The sequence below is a fragment of the Cryobacterium sp. N22 genome (genome assembly GCF_002929555.1).
GTDB lineage: Bacteria > Actinomycetota > Actinomycetes > Actinomycetales > Microbacteriaceae > Cryobacterium.
Map to the genome: position 1 here is coordinate 399,999 of NZ_PJJP01000039.1, position 16,468 is coordinate 416,466.

Below are 16,468 nucleotides of genomic sequence, written 5' to 3' on the forward strand. Positions count from 1 at the left end.
ATTCGCGGACGCTTGTCGCGCCGTCACGAATCACCCTAAGCGCAATCACCGACCGGACCCGGCCTGACCGGCCCGGCATGCCCCGTGCAACTGTTGCCGTTGCGGACAATTGCGCCCGGTGTGCCGGCGCCATTTGTCCGGTGCGGCAACAGTTGCGCTGACCGACGACGCCGGCCCGCCGCTCAGGTGACCCGCACCCAGCCGGTCGCCCGCTCCCGCACCGAGCCCTCGAGGTCGAGGGTTCCCAGCGCCCCAAGCACAGCGACGGTCGACAGGCCGGAGCGCCGGGCGATGTCGGCAGCAACGCGAGGCGCCCGCACGCTGAGCGCATCGAACACCCGCACCTGGTCGCTCGTGCGTTCCCGTGGACCCGCCTCGCCCTCCCGGCCGTCCGCACCGGACAGGTCCAGTTCCAGGTCGACGCCCACGCCGATGAGTTCGGCCATCTCTGCGGCGTTGGTGACGCAGATGGCGTCGTAGTCCCTCAGGAGGCGGTGACAACCAGCCGAAGTGGGCGACGTGACCGGGCCGGGCACGGCGCCCAACGGGCGGCCGAGCGCTGCCGCGTGCCCGGCCGTGTTCAACGATCCGGAACGCCAGCCCGCTTCGAGCACCACCGTGGCCGCGCTCGAGGCCGCAATCAGCCGGTTGCGTTGCAGGAACCGCCACTTGGTGGGCGGCGCCCCACAGGGCAGCTCGGACAAAACAGCACCTGCCTCGACGATACGGGTGAGGAGGGCGTCGTGTCCGCTGGGGTAGAAACGGTCCACTCCCCCGGCCAGGAACGCGACGGTCGTTCCGTTGCTGGCCAGCGCCGATCGATGCGCCATACCGTCGATCCCATAGGCCGCCCCGGACACGATGGCCAGTCCCCGGTCGACCAGCCCTGCTGCAGCCTCCAGGGCCACATGTTCGCCGTACCCTGTCGCGGCGCGAGCACCGACCAGGGCGATCGAGTGGCGGAGCGCCACCAGGGCATCAGGTTGGCCCCGCCACCACAAGGCGAGCGGGGCATGCCGGCCCAGGTCGCCGACCCCGTCGGGCCAGAGCGGGTCGCCGGGCAGGAGCAGGGCAGTCCTCGTGCGCCGGGCCTGCTCGAGCGACCGGATCACCTCCGTCGACGACAGGCGGGGGCGCCACCGGGCGAGGGCCTGCTCCAGCTCGGGTCGCAGCCCGGCAGAGTCACCCGCCTCGTTCTCGTCGACGGTGGCCGTGAGCGTGCCGGCCAACCGGTCCGGCGGCCACGACTCGACCACGGATCGCAGCGCCGTGGCCGCGCCGAGGAGACCCACCACGGCGCCCGCCACACCGTCGCCGGGTTCGGCGATGGTGCTCCAGGCCGCCCGGGCAAACACCTCGCCGGCGTCCGCTGGCCGCGCGTCAGCCGCTGAGGCCGTGCCTGCCGGGCGAACGCCCGCGGTGAGCGAAGCCACCACCGCTTCGTCGAGACCGAACAGTGTCATGACGCCATTCCCTTCCGCAGGTACAGTGCCTGCCCCACTTCGTCTGGCCCGGGCCTGGCCACTCCGGCCAGATCAGCCACCGACCATGCCACCCGCAGTATCCGGTCATAGCCGCGCATGGTGATCCCGCCCCTCTCGAGGGCCCGGTCGAGCATCGCCGTCACCGGGGCGCCCAACCGCCTCTCGGTGCTGCGCAGCCAGGGCCCTGACACTTGCGAGTTCAACGTCCAAGGTGTGCCGGCCAGCCGCTCCGCCGCGGTTTCCCGCGCGGCCAGAACCCTGTGGCGGGCCACGGCGCTGGACAACCGGCCGGCGTCGGCTGAGATGCGCAACTGCGCGGCGGTCACCCGGGTGACAGTGAGCTGGATGTCGATGCGGTCCAACAGCGGGCCGGAGATTCGCGCGAGATAACGGCGCCGGGCGTTCGGCGGACAGGTGCATTCCTGGTCGCCGGCGCCGTACTGGCCGCACGGGCAGGGGTTCGCGGCCAGCACCAGCTGGAATCTGGCGGGGAAATGGGCGATCGCGTTCGCCCGGTGAATGCTGATCCGGCCGGATTCCAGGGGCTGCCGGAGGGCATCGAGCACCGCGCCGGCGAACTCCGGCGCCTCGTCCAGGAAGAGCACCCCGTGGGACGCCCGCGCCGCTGCACCCGGCCGGATCTGCCCGCTGCCGCCGCCGACCATCGCGGCTGCCGTGATGGTGTGGTGCGGCGACTCCAGCGGGGGCCTGGTGATCAACGAACGCCCCACCGGACGCCCGCTCAGCGACCGCAGAGAGCTCACCTCCAGCGACGCGGCCGGGCCCAGGTCGGGCAGCAGCCCCGGCAGCCGGGCCGCGAGCATGGTCTTGCCCGCGCCGGGCGGCCCGAGCATGAAGAGGTGGTGTCCGCCGGCCGCAGCCACCTGCAGGGCCAGGATGGCCTCGTCGTTGCCGACCACGTCGAGCAGGTCGAGGCTTTCGTCGGCCGGGTCGTCCTCGGCGGGAGCACACAGCACCTCCACCTCCTGGGGGTCCAACCTGGCGCCGTGCCAGATCAGCGCGTCCCGGAGCGAGGCCACCCCGACCACCCGGATCCCCGGAACCAGGGCCGCCTCGTCGGCGTTGCCGGCTGGAACCATCACCGTGCGGTGGCCGAGCCGGGCCGCGGCGATCACCGCTGGCAGCATGCCGGGCGTGGGCCGCAACCGCCCGTCCAGGGCGAGCTCACCGATGTGCACGACAGCACCCACCGACGCGGCCGGCACCACCCCGTCGGCGGCCAGGCAGGCCACCGCGATGGCGAGGTCGAAGCCGGACCCGTGCTTGCGCAGGGCGGCGGGCGAGAGGTTCACGGTGAGCCGGTGACCGTTCAGCGCACAGCCGGAATTCTTGGCCGCGGCACGCACCCGTTCGGCGGCCTCGGCCAGGGCGGCATCCGGCAGCCCGATCAGCCGCATCCCCGGCAATTGGCTGGAGATGTCGGCCTCGACCTCGACGAGCGACCCGGCGAGGCCGATGAGTGCGACGGAGTGGGTGCGGGCCAGGCCCATCAGAACACCCCCTCGAGGTGTTCGACGACCGGTGGCTGGCCCGGGCGGGCGATCACGGCGATGGCGTCGATACGGATGTGACGCGCCCGCGGTTCGAATTGCGCGCACCAGGCCCCCGCCAACCGGCGCAGCCGGGCCAGCTTGGCCACCGTGATGGCCTCGAACGGATGCCCGTAGCCGGTCCCGGAGCGGGTCTTCACCTCAACGAACACGATGTCGCCGTCCTTGGCGACGATCAGGTCGATCTCCCCCTGCCCGCACCGCCAATTGCGCTCCACCACCGTGTAACCCGCCCGCGCCAGGTACTCCGCGGCGCAGTCTTCGCCGCGCCGGCCCAAATCGTCTTTGCGTGCCACGAGCACCTCCGCGACCAGCATGCGCGGGCCTGCAGCGGACCCATCGAGGCGGTCTCGCACCTGTGCACACGAAGAGAGCCCGCTCCCTGTGGAGGAGCGGGCTCTCGGGGGCCGGCTGGCCCTGATCTAGACGGTGTCGGAGCGTTCCTCCGCCTGCATCTCCTTGGAGGCCTGCGCGAGCTCTTTGTCGAGCTCCTTCGCGTCGACCTTGAGTTCCTTCTGGAGGTGCTTCTGCGCCACAAGGCCCGCCTTGCGGAATTCCTCGTCGAGCCGGTCCTTGCCCACGACGATCAGCGCGGCCTCGCCGGAATCGAGCATCTCGCCGAGTTCTTTGATGTCACCACGGTCCAGGCTGCGCCAGAAGTGACCGACAACGCTGCCGGCCGCTCCGCCGACGATGGCGCTGCCGATGATCGCCGGCGGGAACAACAGGCCGACAATGGCGCCGGCGGCCACGCCGGTCCAGCCGGCGTGCTTGCTGGTCTTGCGGTGAACCTGCACCGACCCGTCGGCCTCCTTGGTGGCGACGGCGGCGTCGTAGGTTCCGATCACCTTGGTGGAGTGCAGCTCGCGCACAACCTCGAGGTCGGACTCGGCCGTTGCCGCGTTGGGGTACACACCGAGGTAGAGGAAAACGGATTCGTCGGACATGGAAACTCCTTACTTCACGTGGGATTGCGGGGATAGAGCACTGTCGCAGGGGACGGTACCCAGCCCCCGTCCGGGTGTCAACCGCGAGTGGATCCGGCGTGACCATAGGCTGATGCCATGATCTCCGACCGCCTGACCGACCTGTCGATGCGAGCCATGAACGCCGTGCACCGGTCGTTGCTGGCGCTCTCCCGCGGCCGGCTCGGCTGGCAGATCGGGCCGATGCCCGTGGTGGAACTGCACACACTCGGGCGGAAGACCGGGGAGCGACGCTCCACGATGCTCACCGCCCCGATCCACGAGCCCGACCGGGTGGTGCTGATCGCGTCGAAGGGCGGCGACGACCGCAACCCGTTGTGGTACCTCAACCTGGTCGCCCACCCCGACGTGGAACTCACCGAGAACGGGGTCACCCGCCCGATGCGGGCCCGCACAGCCACCGCGGCCGAGAAGGCGGCGCTCTGGCCCGCGATCGTGCGCGCCTATTCGGGCTACGCCGGCTACCAGCAGAAGACCAGCCGGGACATCCCCGTGGTCATCTGCGAGCCGCGCACCCGCTAGGCGGGAACCAGCCGCAGGCGCAGCGGGTCTGGCGCGAAACGGTCACCACCGATGTGCGACGTCGACCACGAGCCGGCTGGTGTCACCCGGGCCGTCGAGGATGAACGTACGGAACGGCAGCCGCGCCCGAACGCCGAGCCCGAAGGTGCTCTGCCCTTCGAAGCCGCCGGCGAAGGCGACCTGGCGGAAGGTCTCGTAGCCAGCGACGTTGAGCGCTTCGCTGGCCCCGCCCGGAGCGTATGTCACCACGCCATTGGCGTCGTACCGGTGAACGAACGCGATGACCCGCAGGTCGGCGGCGCCTCGGAGAGGCACGGGAATGCCCGATCCGTCCTGAACGACCTCCGGCACGTACTGAACATCGAACCCCCGGATGTCGCCGCGCACGTCGACCACAAAACGGTCGAAGCAGGGATGCTCCCCCGAGCGAACAGCTGTGACCGTCGCGTCGGCGGACATCGTGCTCTGGCTTTCGGGCAGCGAGCCCCAGGTGATGCCGCAGTAGGGGGCGGCCGTCGCGGCGGTGCTGCCGGACGTGAGAAATACCGCACCCATCAACGCGCTGAGGATGAGTGCGACGGAACGCTTCATTGCGATCCACTCCTTGAGTAGAAATCCTTGGACAAATGCTACGCCGGAGCGTCACAACCGTGGAGCGTCCAATGATCACGGATTGGATGCAATCCCCTGGGAGTGTCCCAGGCCGGTCAGCGGGTCAGCCGGGTGTGCTCCACGTCGTCACCGGCGAAGGCGGCATCCGTGGCCCGCAGCACCCGCAGCACGTTGGCGCCGGCAAGTGCGGCCAGCTCGGCGGCGCTCCAGCCGCGCCGGGCCAGTTCGAGCAGCAGGGCCGGGTAGCCGTCCACACCCTCGAGCTGTTCGGGGAACTCGTCGGTGCCGTCGAAGTCGCCGCCCAAGCCGATGTGGCGGATGCCGGCGACGTCACGCGCGTGTTCGACGTGATCGGCCACCTGCGCCACGGTGACCCGGGGTGCGGGGGCGCTCCGGTCGCCGCCGAACCACTCGGCGTACGCTGCCGAGACGAACTGCGGCACGAAGGTGACCATCAGCACGCCGTCGTTGTCGGCCAGGCGCTCGAGCACGTCGTCGGGCACGTTACGCGGGTCGGCCGTGACGGCGGAGCAGCAGCTGTGGCTGAAGATCACCGGGGCGCTGGTGACGTCGAGGGCCGCGTGCGCCGTCGCCGGAGAGACGTGCGAGAGGTCGACGAGCATGCCCAGCCGGTTGAGCTCCCGGATGTACTCGACGCCGCGCGGGCTGAGGCCGTTGTGCAAGGGTTCGTCGGTGCCGGAGTCGGCCCAGCTCGTATTGTGCACGTGGGTGAGGGTGAGGTAGCGCACGCCGAGCCTGGCCAGCATCCGCAGCACGGCGGGGGAATCGTTGAGCGAGTGGGCACCCTCGGCGCCCAGCAGCGAGGCGATGCGGCCGCTGGCACGGGCGGCCTCCACCTCGGCCGCACTCGTGGCGATCACGAAGGTCTGCGGATACCGGGCGGCGAGCCGGTACACCCAATCGACCTGTTCCAGGGTGCCCTGCACGGCGTCGGCTCCGCCGAGGGTGTCCTCGACGTACACCGACCAGAATTGACCGCCCACCCGGCCGGCGCGGAGCCGGTCGATGTCGGTGTCGGTGTCCAGGGCGCCGTCCAGGCCCTCGACCGAGTAGTCCCGGTTCTCGCGGCACTCCCAGGCCCAGTCGTTGTGGCCGTCGATGAGCGGGGCCAGGTCCAGGGCCGCGGCCACCCTGGCCAGGGCGTCGGCGCGAGACGGAACGGCGCGGGACGGGTCGGTGCGAGCTGTCATCCGCACACGCTAGCAGCCGGGCGGCGGGCCGGGCCGGCTACTCGTCGAGCGCGAGTTCCTTGGGCAGTTCGAACTCCTTCGACGCCAGCTCCTCCACGTTGACGTCCTTGAACGTCAGCACCCGCACCGACTTCACAAACCGGTCGGACCTGTAGACATCCCAGACCCAGACATCCTTCATGGTCAACTCGAAATAGAAGTCGTGTTCGGTGTCACGACGCACGAGTTCAACCTCGTTTGCGAGGTAAAAGCGGCGCTCGGTTTCGACGACGTACTGGAACTGCCCCACAACGTCTCGATACTCGCGGTATAGGGCCAACTCGACCTCGCGGTCGTAGTCCTCGAACTCATCTTCTTCCATGGTGAGACAATCTTACGCGCAGTTCTCAGGCCGGAATCTTGAGCCAGCTCAGCCGGTGCTGTTCGCTGGCTCCCAGGGCACCGATGGCGGTCATATGTTGGGCGCTGCCGTACCCCTTGTTGCCCGTCCAGCCGTAGCCGGGAGTGGCGAGGTCGGCCGCGATCATCAGCCTGTCGCGGTGCACCTTCGCGATCACGGATGCGGCGGAGACCGACGCGCAGTCCTGGTCGGCCTTGATGCGGGTCACGACGGACAGCGGGGTGCTGAGGGCTTTGTTGAGCCAGTCATCGTTGCCGTCAAGCAGCACCACGCCGCCGACGATGTCCACGCCGCCGGCATGCAGCTGGGCGAGCGCCCGCTTGCCGGCCAGGCCGAGCGCTGCGATGATGCCGACGGTGTCCACCTCCTGCGGAGACGCCAACCCGACCGCGCTGTGGCGCACCCAGGCCGCGGCGAGCGGGGCGAGCAGCTCCCGGCGCGGTTCGCTCAGGAGCTTGGAGTCGCGCAGTCCCACCGGGAAGGCACCGACGTCGGCCGTCACTACCGCGAGGCCCACGGCGACGGGGCCCGCCAGGGCGCCGCGGCCGACCTCGTCGCAGCCGATCACACAGCTGGCGCCGGCAGCGAGCATCGCCAGCTCCACGTCGAGGGTGGGCTCGACGACGGCCATCATCACTGGAGGGTCCTCGTCAGCTGCGGATGAGTCATTTGTCGGCGTCCTCGACGCCGCGGAACACCTCGGGGTAGTCGTCCAGCCAGCTCCAGCGTTCCAGCGGCCAGCTGATCACCAGGGCGCGGCCGACGACGTTGTCCATCGGCACGAATCCCTTGCCCGGAGTGTTGGGGTGGTAGCGGGAGTCGAGGGAGTCATAGCGGTTGTCGCCCATCACCCACAGCGAATCCGCCGGAACGACGACGTCGAACGCGTCCTTCGACACACTCGACTGGCCGGCGGGCAGCAGGGCGTACGGTTCGGTGAGCGGAATGTCGTTCACGCTCATCTGGCCCAGCGTGTTGCAGCAGACCACGTGATCACCGGGCAGGCCGATGATGCGTTTGATCAGGTGATCGTTGCTGTCCGGTGCGGACAGGCCCACCACCGACATCGTCCAGTCCAGGGCCGCGACGATCGGGTTCTGCTCGATGGGCGGCTGCTCCGGCAGCCATCCGCCCGGATCGCGGAAGACGATGACGTCACCGCGGGAGACGGGCACCAGGGCAGGTTCGAGCTGGTTGACGATGATGCGGTCATCGACCAGCAGGGTGCTCTCCATCGACCCCGACGGGATGTAGAACGAGCGCACGAGAAACGTCTTGATCAGGAACGAGATGAGCAATGCCACCACGAAGATGATGAGAAGGTCGCGAATGAATATCGCGACGCCGCGCTTCTTGCGCGGTGAATCTGGTTCCAGGCGATGCGATCGCGAGGGCAGAGTGTTGTCTGTCATTTAACCGCCTGAGCTCCTCGCCCAGTTTAGCGGGGAGGAGCTCAGGGGGAAATCCAGCGGCTGCGAATTCGCTCAGGCTATTGCCCTGGCGTTTCGCGGCAGGCGCTGTTTTAGTCGCGCTTTTCCTTGATCTTGGCCTTCTTGCCACGGAGACCGCGCAGGTAGTACAGCTTCGCGCGACGCACGTCACCGCGGACGACGACCTCAATGTGGTCGATCACCGGGGAGTGCACCGGGAAGGTACGCTCGACGCCGACCTGGAAGCTGACCTTACGGACGCAGAACGTCTCGCGGACGCCTTCGCCCGAACGGCCGATGACGACGCCCTGGTAGACCTGGACACGCGAGCGCGCGCCTTCAACGATGTTGACGTGTACCTTGACGGTGTCGCCGGCCCGGAACTCCGGGATGTCTGAACGCAGCGATGCCGCGTCCACCTGGTCGAGAATATGCATGTTATTCGCTCTCTGTACCCGCCACAGGTCGAGGACGTTTCAGTGGCGCCCCGCCCGCTCACCGAAGGTGAGTTGGTGGCGACCAATTGAGTGTGTGCGTGCCGATATGAGTGCAGCTCCCCTGTGGCAGAGACATGCCGCGGCACAAACGCTAATTCTGCCACTAAACCCGCCACGCGCCAAACCCTCGGCCGACGGCACCTTTTACAGGTCGGTCGGCTTCTCCCGGATGATGATCACCGATGGGTCGGTGGGCGTCGGATGCGCCGGATCCTGCCGGGCCCCGTCCGCGCGAACACCCGACCGGTCGGTCATCGGCGGGAACGGACTCGGCCCACCGGGGACCGTGCCGAACCTGGCGGTTTCGTCGATGTAGACCATGGCCTCGCGGACCCGCTTGCGGGCGGCGTCGAAGAGTTCCCAGAGCGCGAACCAGAAGGCGCCCAGGCCCACGAGGACCACCAGCACCGACAGCCACGGCGCCGTCACCGAGTACACGCCCATCAGCACGATCAGAACATGCCAGAGGGACAGCACGCCCACATCCGCCCAGGACAGCGCCTTGTCCGCGCGCACCTCTTTGCGGGCCAGGAAGAGCAGGCTCACCACGAGAAGGCCGACACCGATGGCGACGGCACCGAAGGCGGCGCCGAGAACCTCCCAGGCCGAGGAGCCGAAAATCGACGCGGCGACCATCAGCCAGAGCGGAAGCGCGCCGACGGCCACGAACTGCCAGTAGTAGAAGACCCTGCGGAGAATCACAGTCCCCAGATTACCCGCGAGCCGCCCGCCGAGCCTTGGAGTTCGCTGGAGGCTGAAGGTCGGCGTCGTCCTCGGCGGGCAGGAGGTCGGGGCGCACCAACCGGGTGCGCTCGATCTGCTGCTGCCGACGCCACGTGGCGATGGCGCCGTGGTTGCCGCTGAGCAGCACCGGCGGCACCTCCAGGCCCCGCCAACTGGCGGGCTTGGTGTAGCTGGGGTACTCCAGCAGGCCGTCCTCGTGCGATTCCTCGACCAGGCTCTCCGGGTTGCCCACCACCCCGGGGATGAGCCGGCCGATGGCCTCGATCATGGCCATCACGGCCACCTCTCCCCCGTTGAGCACGTAGTCGCCCAGACTCACCAGGCGGACCCGGCCCCGGGCGGCGAAGTGATCGACCACGCGCTGGTCGATGCCCTCGTAGCGTCCGCAGCCGAAGACCAGGTGCGGCTCGTTGGCGAGTTCGCGGGCCATCGCCTGGGTGAACTGCTCCCCGGCGGGCGAGGGGAAGATCAGCACCGGGCCGCCGGCGGGCTCCGGCGTGCCGGCATCCGCGTCACCGATCGCCGGCAGGATGCTGTCCAGCGCTTCACCCCAGGGTTCGGGCTTCATCACCATGCCGGCGCCGCCGCCGTAGGGGGTGTCGTCGACGGTGTTGTGCCGGTCGTGGGTGAAGTCGCGCAGGTTGTGCACGTCGAGGTCGATCAGGCCGGCCTGCCGGGCGCGGCCGAGGAGGGAGATGTCCAGCACACCGAAGAACTCCGGAAAAATACTGATGATGTCGATGCGCATAGGGGCAAGTCTACGAGTGGGTGGCGACGAGTTCCGGCGCGCTCGTGGTCTCGTCGTCGGCCGGGAGCGCCGCCGCGCGGTTGACCTTGGTGCGGTGCGAGAAGTACAGCGGCAGGGCGGTGAAGAGCACGGCGCCCAGGAAGTTGCCGATCAGGACCGGGCCGGTGTTCCAGCCCCACCAGTCGCCGAAGCTGATGTCGGCGCCGAGCAGCATGCCCGCCGGGATGACGAACATGTTCACGACGGCGTGCTCGAGGCCGAGGCCGAAGAAGGTGAGCACGGGCAGCCACATGCCCAGGATCTTGCCGGAGGCCGACGTGGACGTGTAGAACATCACGGTGCCCAACGCGACCATCCAGTTGCACAGCATGGCCTTGATGATGGCGACCAGGACGCCGCCGGCACCGATCGCCGCGTACGGCAGCACCTTGTGCTCGGCCATGTTGATGATGGCCTGGATCATCGGGTCGGTGGTGTTGGTGCCGAGGTAGGTGATGACGGCCACGTACAGCACGGCGTAGAGGCCGGCGCCGAAGATGTGCGCCGGGATCACGATGGCGAAGTTCTTCAGACCCTTGGCGATGGTGGTGCGGCCCTCGAGGATTGCCAGCGGGATGAGCGCGAAGCTGCCCGTCACCAGCTCGAGGCCGAGCATCAGGATCACGACGAAGCCGACGGGGAAGACGAGGGCGCCGACGATGGGCAGCCCGGTCTGGGCCGCCGCGGTCAGCGCCAGGGTCGTGGCGGCTCCGAGGATCGCTCCGGAGAGCGTGCCGCGCACGAACATCTGACGTGCGGTGAGGTTGGTCTTGACAACCCCGGAATGAATGAGCTGATCGACCAGGTGATCAGGTTTAACGTAAGACATGCGACGGTACTCCACTTCAACGGCCGCGATATCAACGAACGTGAAGTAGGTGTGGCGCGGCGCGCCTCTCCCCGTGAACTGGGTCAGGTCGCGTCTATGCGCCCTGACCGTCAGGAGTCGGCGTCGCTGCCGGTTCGTCTGAGTCGGGTTCCGCATCCGCATCCGTTGCCGGCGCCGCGTCGTCGGGCGTCGCGTCGTCGGTGTCGGGTTCATCAGGCAGCTCTTCGAGCAGGCCGGGGGGCGGAGTGATCGTGATGACGCCGGCCTTGACGTCGACCGAGGGCACGATCGCCTTGACGAACGGGATCATCACCTCGCCGGCGGCGGTCTTCACGATCAGGAGGTCTTGGGCCGGCAGGTGCTCGAGGCGCGTCAGCGTGCCGATCTGCACCCCGTCGCGCACGACGGCGAGTCCCACCAGCTGGTGGTCGTACCAGGCGTCTTCTTCGTCGGTCTGCTCGGCCGAGTCCTGGTCGATCCAGAGGATCGCCTTGGCCAGGGTCTCGGCGGCCTCACGGTCGGGGACACCCTTGAAGAATCCGACGGCGTGCTGGTTGTACCAGCGCAGCTCGACGAGTTCGATGGTCTTGCCGTGCCAGGGTGAGCTGGTCGGCACCTGGAGGGTGAACACGGCGCCCGGGACGAAACGTCGTCCCGGGTCGTCCGTGAACAGCTCCAGCTTGATGGCGCCTTTGAGGCCATGGGCCTTGGTCAGGCGCCCCACCCGCAATTGGGTGGCCGGGGTCATGCTGTCGTCACTCATGAGGGGCTAGTCACTACCCGCTCAGTTATCCGTGTCGACAACGTCGACCCGCACGCGCTTGCCGTCGGCCAGAGCGGCCACGAGAGTGCGCAACGCCTTCGCGGTGCGACCGGCGCGGCCGATCACCCGGCCGAGGTCCTCGGGGTTCACACGAACCTCGAGCACCTCGCCACGGGGTGAGTTCTGGGCTACAACGTGCACGTCGTCCGGGTGATCAACGATTCCCTTGACGAGGTGCTCAAGCGCGGGAGCGAGCAAAATTACGCCTTGTCCTCTTCGGTTGCCTCGGCGGCAACTTCTTCGGTTTCAACCTTGGCCGCGGGCTTCTCGGCCTTGGGCTTCAGAACCGGCTTCTTCTTCTCGTCAGCGACGAAGGCAGCCTTCGGCTCCTTGATCTTGACGGTGGAGACGGCGTTCTTGTCACCCTTGAAGATGCCCCAGTCGCCGGTCAGCTTGAGGAGTGCCGCAACCTGCTCGGTCGGCTGGGCGCCGACGGAGAGCCAGTACTGGGCACGCTCGGACTTGACCTCGATGACCGAAGGCTCCTGCGTGGGGTGGTAGATGCCGATCTCTTCGATGACGCGACCGTCGCGCTTGGTGCGCGAGTCGGCGACAACGATGCGGTAGTACGGTGCACGGATCTTGCCCATGCGCTTCAGACGGATTTTGACAGCCACAATTCTCCTGTGATTTAGATGTTTGGCGAACTGACAGCCGTGAGCGTGGGGGCACACTCGGCACAAGCTCAATAAGGTTCGTGTTGCACCGGATTAGAGGGTCGGGCACAACGGAACTCGACTAATCATTGTGTCAGACATCGAGCACTTTGTGATAATCGAGCGTCGAGTTGCTCCGAGCAATCCGGCCCGCTCCGTGACCCCGTGTAGCGCGGCGGACCGCGGCGGCGCCGTTTAGCTGTCAGGATTGTGCCACATCGCCTCGTATCGGGGCCTCGAGCGCGAAGGGCACCACCGTGACAATGGACAGAGTGGGAATCGACTTCGCTCGCTCCGAGCGGTCGACGGTCGGCATCGAGTGGGAACTCGCCCTGGTCGACCGGGCGACCGGAGACCTCGTGTCGATCGCCGACGAGGTCCTCGACGCCCTTCGCGGGCCGGATGGCTCCCCGCACCCGCACATCACCGGGGAACTGCTCCTGAATACCGTTGAGCTCGTCTCCGGGGTGCACCACACCGTGGCCGGCGCCGTCGCCGACGTCGCCGGGCAGGTTTCCGAGGTGCGTGCCATCACCGACCCGCTGGGCGTTGACCCGATCTGTTCGGGCTCGCATCCGTTCGGGCAGTGGTTCGACCAGGAGGTCACCGACAAGAAGCGGTACCACAAGCTCATCGACCGCACCCAGTGGTGGGGTCGCAACATGATGATCTGGGGCATCCACGTGCACGTGGGCATCGAGGACCGCGACAAGGTCATCCCGATCCTCAACGGCCTGCTCAGCTTCGTGCCGCACCTGCAGGCGCTGAGCGCGTCCAGCCCGTTCTGGGCCGGCGTCAACACGGGCTACGCCTCCAACCGCGCCCAGATGTTCCAGCAGCTTCCGACGGCCGGCCTGCCGTGGCGCCTCGACGACTGGGCGGGGTGGGAAGAGTACGTCAACGACCTCACCGTGACCGGGATCATCGAGGACGCCACCGAGGTGCGCTGGGACATCCGCCCCTCCCCGCGTTGGGGAACCATCGAGGTCCGGGCCTGCGACGGGGTGTCCACTGTCGAAGAACTCGGCGCGATCGCCGCGTTCATCCAGTGCCTCGTCGAGTGGATGTCGACGGAGATCGACGCCGGTCGCCCGGTGCCCACCATGCAGCCGTGGTTCGTGCGCGAGAACAAATGGCGAGCGGCCCGGTACGGGCTCGCTGCCGAGATCATCGTGGACTCCACGGGCACCGAGCGGATGGTGACCGACGAGGTGCGCCGCCTCGTCGACCTGCTCTCCCCCACCGCCACGCGCCTGGGCTGCCTGACGGAGCTACAGCAGCTGAACCTGATCCTCGACCACGGTGCCAGCTACCAGCGTCAGCTGGCCGTGGCGGCCACGCACAACGGCAACCTGCCCGCGGTGGTGGCCGCCCTCAGCCGCGAGCTCCGCGAGGGCCTGGCCCACTAGTCCCGCGAACTGTGAGTTAAGCACCTAAAAGTCTCGAGTTTTGGGGCTTTTCTCACGGTTCGCGGATGGGGGCTAGGCGTTTTTCGCGTCGCGCCAGGCGATCCAGTCTTCTGCCGGGGCGAGGTCGTAGGCGGGGCCGGAGATTCCGAGGGTGAACAGAGTGGTGCCGAGTGCATACAGCTCGTCGGCCTCCTCGGTGGTCTTTCCGCGCAGCTCCGTGGAGATCTCGATCTCGTTGATGTCCCGGCCCACGGTGTCGCACCAGGTGCCCAGAACGCCGAGCTTGTGGGTGAGGACATCCGGGGTGGAAAACGAGTGCCAGATGTCGGCGTGCTGCGCCACGATGCGCAGCGTCTTCTTCTCGCCGCCGCCGCCGATGAGCACCGGGATGTCGCGCACCGGCGCGGGGTTCAGCTTGGCCCAGCGGGCCTCGATGCGGGGCAGGTCAGCGGCGAGGGCGTCCAACCGGCTGCCGGCGGTCCCGAAGTCGTAGCCGTACTCGTCATAGTCCCGTTCGAACCAGCCGGAGCCGGTGCCGAAGATGAAGCGGCCGCCGCTGATGTGGTCGATGGTGCGGGCCATGTCGGCTTGCAGGTCGGCGTTCCGGTAGCTGTTGCAGTTCACCAGCGCGCCCATTTCGATCACGCTGGTCTGCTCGGCCCATGCCGCGAGGAGGGTCCAGGACTCGAAGTGCAGGCCCTCGGGGTCACCGGAGAGCGGGAAGAAGTGATCCCAGTTGAAGACGATGTCCACGCCGAGGGCTTCGACGGCTGAGACGGTGTTGCGAATCGACGTGTAGTCGGCGTGCTGAGGGGCGATCTGCACGCCGAGGCGCACCGGGCGGGGCTGGGGAGAGGTCATTGGAAAATCCTAATCCCCGGCCACGCCCGTTTCGGCTACACCGACCGGGCGCGATGAGGCGCTCTAGCGGCCGAGCATCTTCTGCAGCGCCGCCATTTCCTCTGCCGACGGCCCGTCGGCCCCGGCCTTGGCGCCGCCGCCCAGACCGAACCCTGAGCCGCCGACGGCTGGCGCCCCGCCGACCTTCTCACCGGAGGCGATGGCCGCGTTCTCCGCGGCGCGCTTGGCCGGGTTGCCCGACTTCGAGCCCTTCTTCTTCTGCTGCACCTGAGGCCGCTTGCCGCCCATGCCGCCGGGGATCGGACCCATGCCGGGGATGTTGGGCATGCCGCCCTTGGCGACGGTCTTCATCATCTTCGCGGCCTGTTCGAACCGCTGCACGAGCTGGTTGACCTCGGTCACGCTCGATCCGGAGCCGCGCGCGATGCGCAGGCGCCGTGACCCGTTGAGGAGCTTGGGCGTGACCCGCTCGGCCTTGGTCATCGACTGGATGATGGCCTCGGTGCGCACGATCTCGCGCTCGTCGAAGTTCTCCAGCTGCTGCTTCATGGCGCCGGCGCCGGGCAGCATGCCCATCATCTTCTTGATCGAACCCATGTTGCGCAGTTGCTGCATCTGGCCGAGGAAGTCGTCGAGGGTGAAGCTGTCGGTGGAGAACTTCTCCGCCATCTTGCGGGCTTCGTCCTCGTCGAACGCACCCTGCGCCTGCTCGATCAGGGTGAGGATGTCACCGAGGTCGAGGATGCGGCTGGCCATGCGGTCGGGGTGGAACGGTTCGAAGTCGTCCAGGCCCTCACCCGTTGACGCGAACATGATCGGTCGGCCGGTGATCGACGCCACCGACAGGGCCGCGCCACCGCGGGCGTCACCGTCGAGCTTGGACAGCACGACACCGGTGAAGTCGACGCCGTCCTGGAACGCACGGGCTGTCGCCACGGCGTCCTGGCCGATCATCGCGTCGATGACGAAGAGCACCTCGTCGGGGTCGATGGCCTTGCGGATGTCCGCGGCCTGCTTCATCATCTCGGCGTCGACGCCGAGACGTCCGGCGGTGTCGACGATGACCACGTCATGCAGCTTCTGCTGGGCGAACTTGACCCCGTCGCGGGCGACCTTGACCGGGTTGCCGACGCCGTTGCCGGGCTCGGGGGCATAGACGGGCACGCCCGCCTGGGCGCCGACGACCTCGAGCTGGGTGACGGCGTTGGGGCGCTGCAGGTCGGCGGCGACGAGGATCGGCGTGTGGCCATCCTTCGCCAGCCACTTGGCCAGCTTGCCGGCCAGGGTGGTCTTACCCGCGCCCTGGAGGCCGGCGAGCATGATGATGGTCGGCGGCTTCTTCGCGAACTCGAGGCGGCGCTGCTGGCCACCGAGAATCTGGATGAGCTCCTCGTTGACGATCTGCACGACCTGCTGGGCCGGATTCAGCGCCTTGCTGACCTCGTCGCCGAGGGCGCGTTCGCGCACCTTGCCGGTGAAGTCCTTGACCACTTCGAGCGCCACGTCGGCGTCGAGGAGGGCGCGCCGGATCTCGCGAACTGTGCCGTCGACATCCGCGGCGCTGAGCTTGCCCTTGGTGCGGAGATTTTTAAACGTCTCGGCGAGGCGATCTGAGAGGTTTCCAAAAGTAGCCATTGTGGTCTTAG

20 protein-coding genes are annotated in these 16,468 nt (G+C 68.1%); 2 read left to right on the forward strand and 18 right to left on the reverse strand.

Going from position 1 to position 16,468, the window contains the following annotated elements:
- Positions 1 to 182: 182 nt before the first annotated feature.
- From dprA to CXY76_RS17315, 4 genes are all read right to left on the reverse strand, one after another.
- Positions 183 to 1,463, reverse strand: a complete 1,281-nt coding sequence (dprA, locus tag CXY76_RS17300; protein ID WP_104166697.1) for a DNA-processing protein DprA — start codon at positions 1,461 to 1,463, stop codon at positions 183 to 185.
- A complete protein-coding gene (locus CXY76_RS17305) occupies positions 1,460 to 2,995 on the reverse strand; it encodes a YifB family Mg chelatase-like AAA ATPase (protein ID WP_104166699.1) in 1,536 nt (511 codons plus the stop codon). Before CXY76_RS17305 ends, dprA begins: the two co-directional genes overlap by 4 nt.
- Positions 2,995 to 3,351 (reverse strand): YraN family protein, encoded by a 357-nt coding sequence (locus CXY76_RS17310; RefSeq protein ID WP_104167377.1) that lies wholly within the window; start codon positions 3,349 to 3,351, stop codon positions 2,995 to 2,997. Before CXY76_RS17310 ends, CXY76_RS17305 begins: the two co-directional genes overlap by 1 nt.
- Before the next feature lie 126 nt (positions 3,352 to 3,477).
- On the reverse strand, positions 3,478 to 4,002 hold the full coding sequence (locus CXY76_RS17315; protein ID WP_104166701.1) for a DUF1269 domain-containing protein: 525 nt from the start codon (positions 4,000 to 4,002) through the stop codon (positions 3,478 to 3,480).
- Between the two features lie 117 nt (positions 4,003 to 4,119).
- Between CXY76_RS17315 and CXY76_RS17320 the strand changes: the two genes are divergently transcribed.
- Entirely contained in the window at positions 4,120 to 4,563 is a 444-nt protein-coding gene (locus tag CXY76_RS17320; RefSeq protein ID WP_104166703.1) for a nitroreductase/quinone reductase family protein, read from the forward strand.
- Between the two features lie 42 nt (positions 4,564 to 4,605).
- Here the strand turns inward: CXY76_RS17320 and CXY76_RS17325 are convergent, their stop codons facing one another.
- The 12 genes from CXY76_RS17325 to rpsP all read right to left on the reverse strand — a co-directional run bounded on the left by CXY76_RS17325 (position 4,606) and on the right by rpsP (position 12,513).
- Positions 4,606 to 5,154 carry a hypothetical protein gene (locus CXY76_RS17325; RefSeq protein ID WP_104166705.1) on the reverse strand — a complete coding sequence of 183 codons (549 nt, stop codon included), beginning with the start codon at positions 5,152 to 5,154 and terminating at the stop codon, positions 4,606 to 4,608.
- Between the two features lie 116 nt (positions 5,155 to 5,270).
- Positions 5,271 to 6,386 (reverse strand): dipeptidase, encoded by a 1,116-nt coding sequence (locus CXY76_RS17330; RefSeq protein ID WP_104167379.1) that lies wholly within the window; start codon positions 6,384 to 6,386, stop codon positions 5,271 to 5,273.
- 37 nt (positions 6,387 to 6,423) lie between these two features.
- Entirely contained in the window at positions 6,424 to 6,747 is a 324-nt protein-coding gene (locus tag CXY76_RS17335) for a DUF2469 family protein (RefSeq protein WP_066596196.1), read from the reverse strand.
- Between the two features lie 25 nt (positions 6,748 to 6,772).
- On the reverse strand, positions 6,773 to 7,417 hold the full coding sequence (locus CXY76_RS17340; protein ID WP_104167381.1) for a ribonuclease HII: 645 nt from the start codon (positions 7,415 to 7,417) through the stop codon (positions 6,773 to 6,775).
- A 34-nt stretch (positions 7,418 to 7,451) separates the two neighbouring features.
- The gene (gene lepB, locus CXY76_RS17345; protein ID WP_104166707.1) at positions 7,452 to 8,198 is read right to left on the reverse strand and encodes a signal peptidase I; all 747 of its coding nucleotides are present in this window, start codon (positions 8,196 to 8,198) and stop codon (positions 7,452 to 7,454) included.
- A 110-nt stretch (positions 8,199 to 8,308) separates the two neighbouring features.
- Positions 8,309 to 8,653: a 50S ribosomal protein L19 gene (gene rplS / locus CXY76_RS17350; RefSeq protein WP_088456470.1), complete on the reverse strand. Its 345-nt coding sequence runs from the start codon at positions 8,651 to 8,653 to the stop codon at positions 8,309 to 8,311.
- A 204-nt stretch (positions 8,654 to 8,857) separates the two neighbouring features.
- Positions 8,858 to 9,415, reverse strand: a complete 558-nt coding sequence (locus CXY76_RS17355) for an MFS transporter (protein ID WP_104166709.1) — start codon at positions 9,413 to 9,415, stop codon at positions 8,858 to 8,860.
- A gap of 10 nt (positions 9,416 to 9,425) precedes the next feature.
- Positions 9,426 to 10,205 (reverse strand): tRNA (guanosine(37)-N1)-methyltransferase TrmD, encoded by a 780-nt coding sequence (gene trmD, locus CXY76_RS17360; RefSeq protein WP_104166711.1) that lies wholly within the window; start codon positions 10,203 to 10,205, stop codon positions 9,426 to 9,428.
- 10 nt (positions 10,206 to 10,215) lie between these two features.
- Positions 10,216 to 11,073, reverse strand: a complete 858-nt coding sequence (locus tag CXY76_RS17365) for a formate/nitrite transporter family protein (protein WP_104166713.1) — start codon at positions 11,071 to 11,073, stop codon at positions 10,216 to 10,218.
- Between the two features lie 94 nt (positions 11,074 to 11,167).
- A complete protein-coding gene (rimM, locus tag CXY76_RS17370; protein WP_199190349.1) occupies positions 11,168 to 11,836 on the reverse strand; it encodes a ribosome maturation factor RimM in 669 nt (222 codons plus the stop codon).
- A 21-nt stretch (positions 11,837 to 11,857) separates the two neighbouring features.
- Entirely contained in the window at positions 11,858 to 12,094 is a 237-nt protein-coding gene (locus CXY76_RS17375; protein WP_088456475.1) for an RNA-binding protein, read from the reverse strand.
- A gap of 2 nt (positions 12,095 to 12,096) precedes the next feature.
- Complete coding sequence (gene rpsP / locus CXY76_RS17380) at positions 12,097 to 12,513, reverse strand: 30S ribosomal protein S16 (protein ID WP_104166715.1); 417 nt, start codon at positions 12,511 to 12,513, stop codon at positions 12,097 to 12,099.
- Between the two features lie 311 nt (positions 12,514 to 12,824).
- Between rpsP and CXY76_RS17385 the strand changes: the two genes are divergently transcribed.
- Positions 12,825 to 13,961, forward strand: coding sequence for a glutamate--cysteine ligase (locus tag CXY76_RS17385; protein ID WP_104166717.1), 1,137 nt, complete (start codon positions 12,825 to 12,827; stop codon positions 13,959 to 13,961).
- Positions 13,962 to 14,033: 72 nt separating this feature from the next.
- Here the strand turns inward: CXY76_RS17385 and CXY76_RS17390 are convergent, their stop codons facing one another.
- Complete coding sequence (locus CXY76_RS17390; protein ID WP_104166719.1) at positions 14,034 to 14,822, reverse strand: LLM class F420-dependent oxidoreductase; 789 nt, start codon at positions 14,820 to 14,822, stop codon at positions 14,034 to 14,036.
- A 63-nt stretch (positions 14,823 to 14,885) separates the two neighbouring features.
- Positions 14,886 to 16,457, reverse strand: a complete 1,572-nt coding sequence (gene ffh, locus CXY76_RS17395; RefSeq protein ID WP_104166721.1) for a signal recognition particle protein — start codon at positions 16,455 to 16,457, stop codon at positions 14,886 to 14,888.
- Positions 16,458 to 16,468: the final 11 nt, after the last annotated feature.

Coding starts and splice junctions, on each gene's coding strand:
- dprA (WP_104166697.1), bottom strand. CDS start 1,463: ATGACACTGTTCGGTCTCGACGAAGCGGTGGTGGCTTCGCTCACCGCG.
- CXY76_RS17305 (WP_104166699.1), bottom strand. CDS start 2,995: ATGGGCCTGGCCCGCACCCACTCCGTCGCACTCATCGGCCTCGCCGGG.
- CXY76_RS17315 (WP_104166701.1), bottom strand. CDS start 4,002: ATGTCCGACGAATCCGTTTTCCTCTACCTCGGTGTGTACCCCAACGCG.
- CXY76_RS17320 (WP_104166703.1), top strand. CDS start 4,120: ATGATCTCCGACCGCCTGACCGACCTGTCGATGCGAGCCATGAACGCC.
- CXY76_RS17325 (WP_104166705.1), bottom strand. CDS start 5,154: ATGAAGCGTTCCGTCGCACTCATCCTCAGCGCGTTGATGGGTGCGGTA.
- CXY76_RS17330 (WP_104167379.1), bottom strand. CDS start 6,386: ATGACAGCTCGCACCGACCCGTCCCGCGCCGTTCCGTCTCGCGCCGAC.
- CXY76_RS17335 (WP_066596196.1), bottom strand. CDS start 6,747: ATGGAAGAAGATGAGTTCGAGGACTACGACCGCGAGGTCGAGTTGGCC.
- CXY76_RS17340 (WP_104167381.1), bottom strand. CDS start 7,417: ATGGCCGTCGTCGAGCCCACCCTCGACGTGGAGCTGGCGATGCTCGCT.
- lepB (WP_104166707.1), bottom strand. CDS start 8,198: ATGACAGACAACACTCTGCCCTCGCGATCGCATCGCCTGGAACCAGAT.
- rplS (WP_088456470.1), bottom strand. CDS start 8,653: ATGCATATTCTCGACCAGGTGGACGCGGCATCGCTGCGTTCAGACATC.
- trmD (WP_104166711.1), bottom strand. CDS start 10,205: ATGCGCATCGACATCATCAGTATTTTTCCGGAGTTCTTCGGTGTGCTG.
- CXY76_RS17365 (WP_104166713.1), bottom strand. CDS start 11,073: ATGTCTTACGTTAAACCTGATCACCTGGTCGATCAGCTCATTCATTCC.
- rimM (WP_199190349.1), bottom strand. CDS start 11,836: ATGAGTGACGACAGCATGACCCCGGCCACCCAATTGCGGGTGGGGCGC.
- CXY76_RS17390 (WP_104166719.1), bottom strand. CDS start 14,822: ATGACCTCTCCCCAGCCCCGCCCGGTGCGCCTCGGCGTGCAGATCGCC.
- ffh (WP_104166721.1), bottom strand. CDS start 16,457: ATGGCTACTTTTGGAAACCTCTCAGATCGCCTCGCCGAGACGTTTAAA.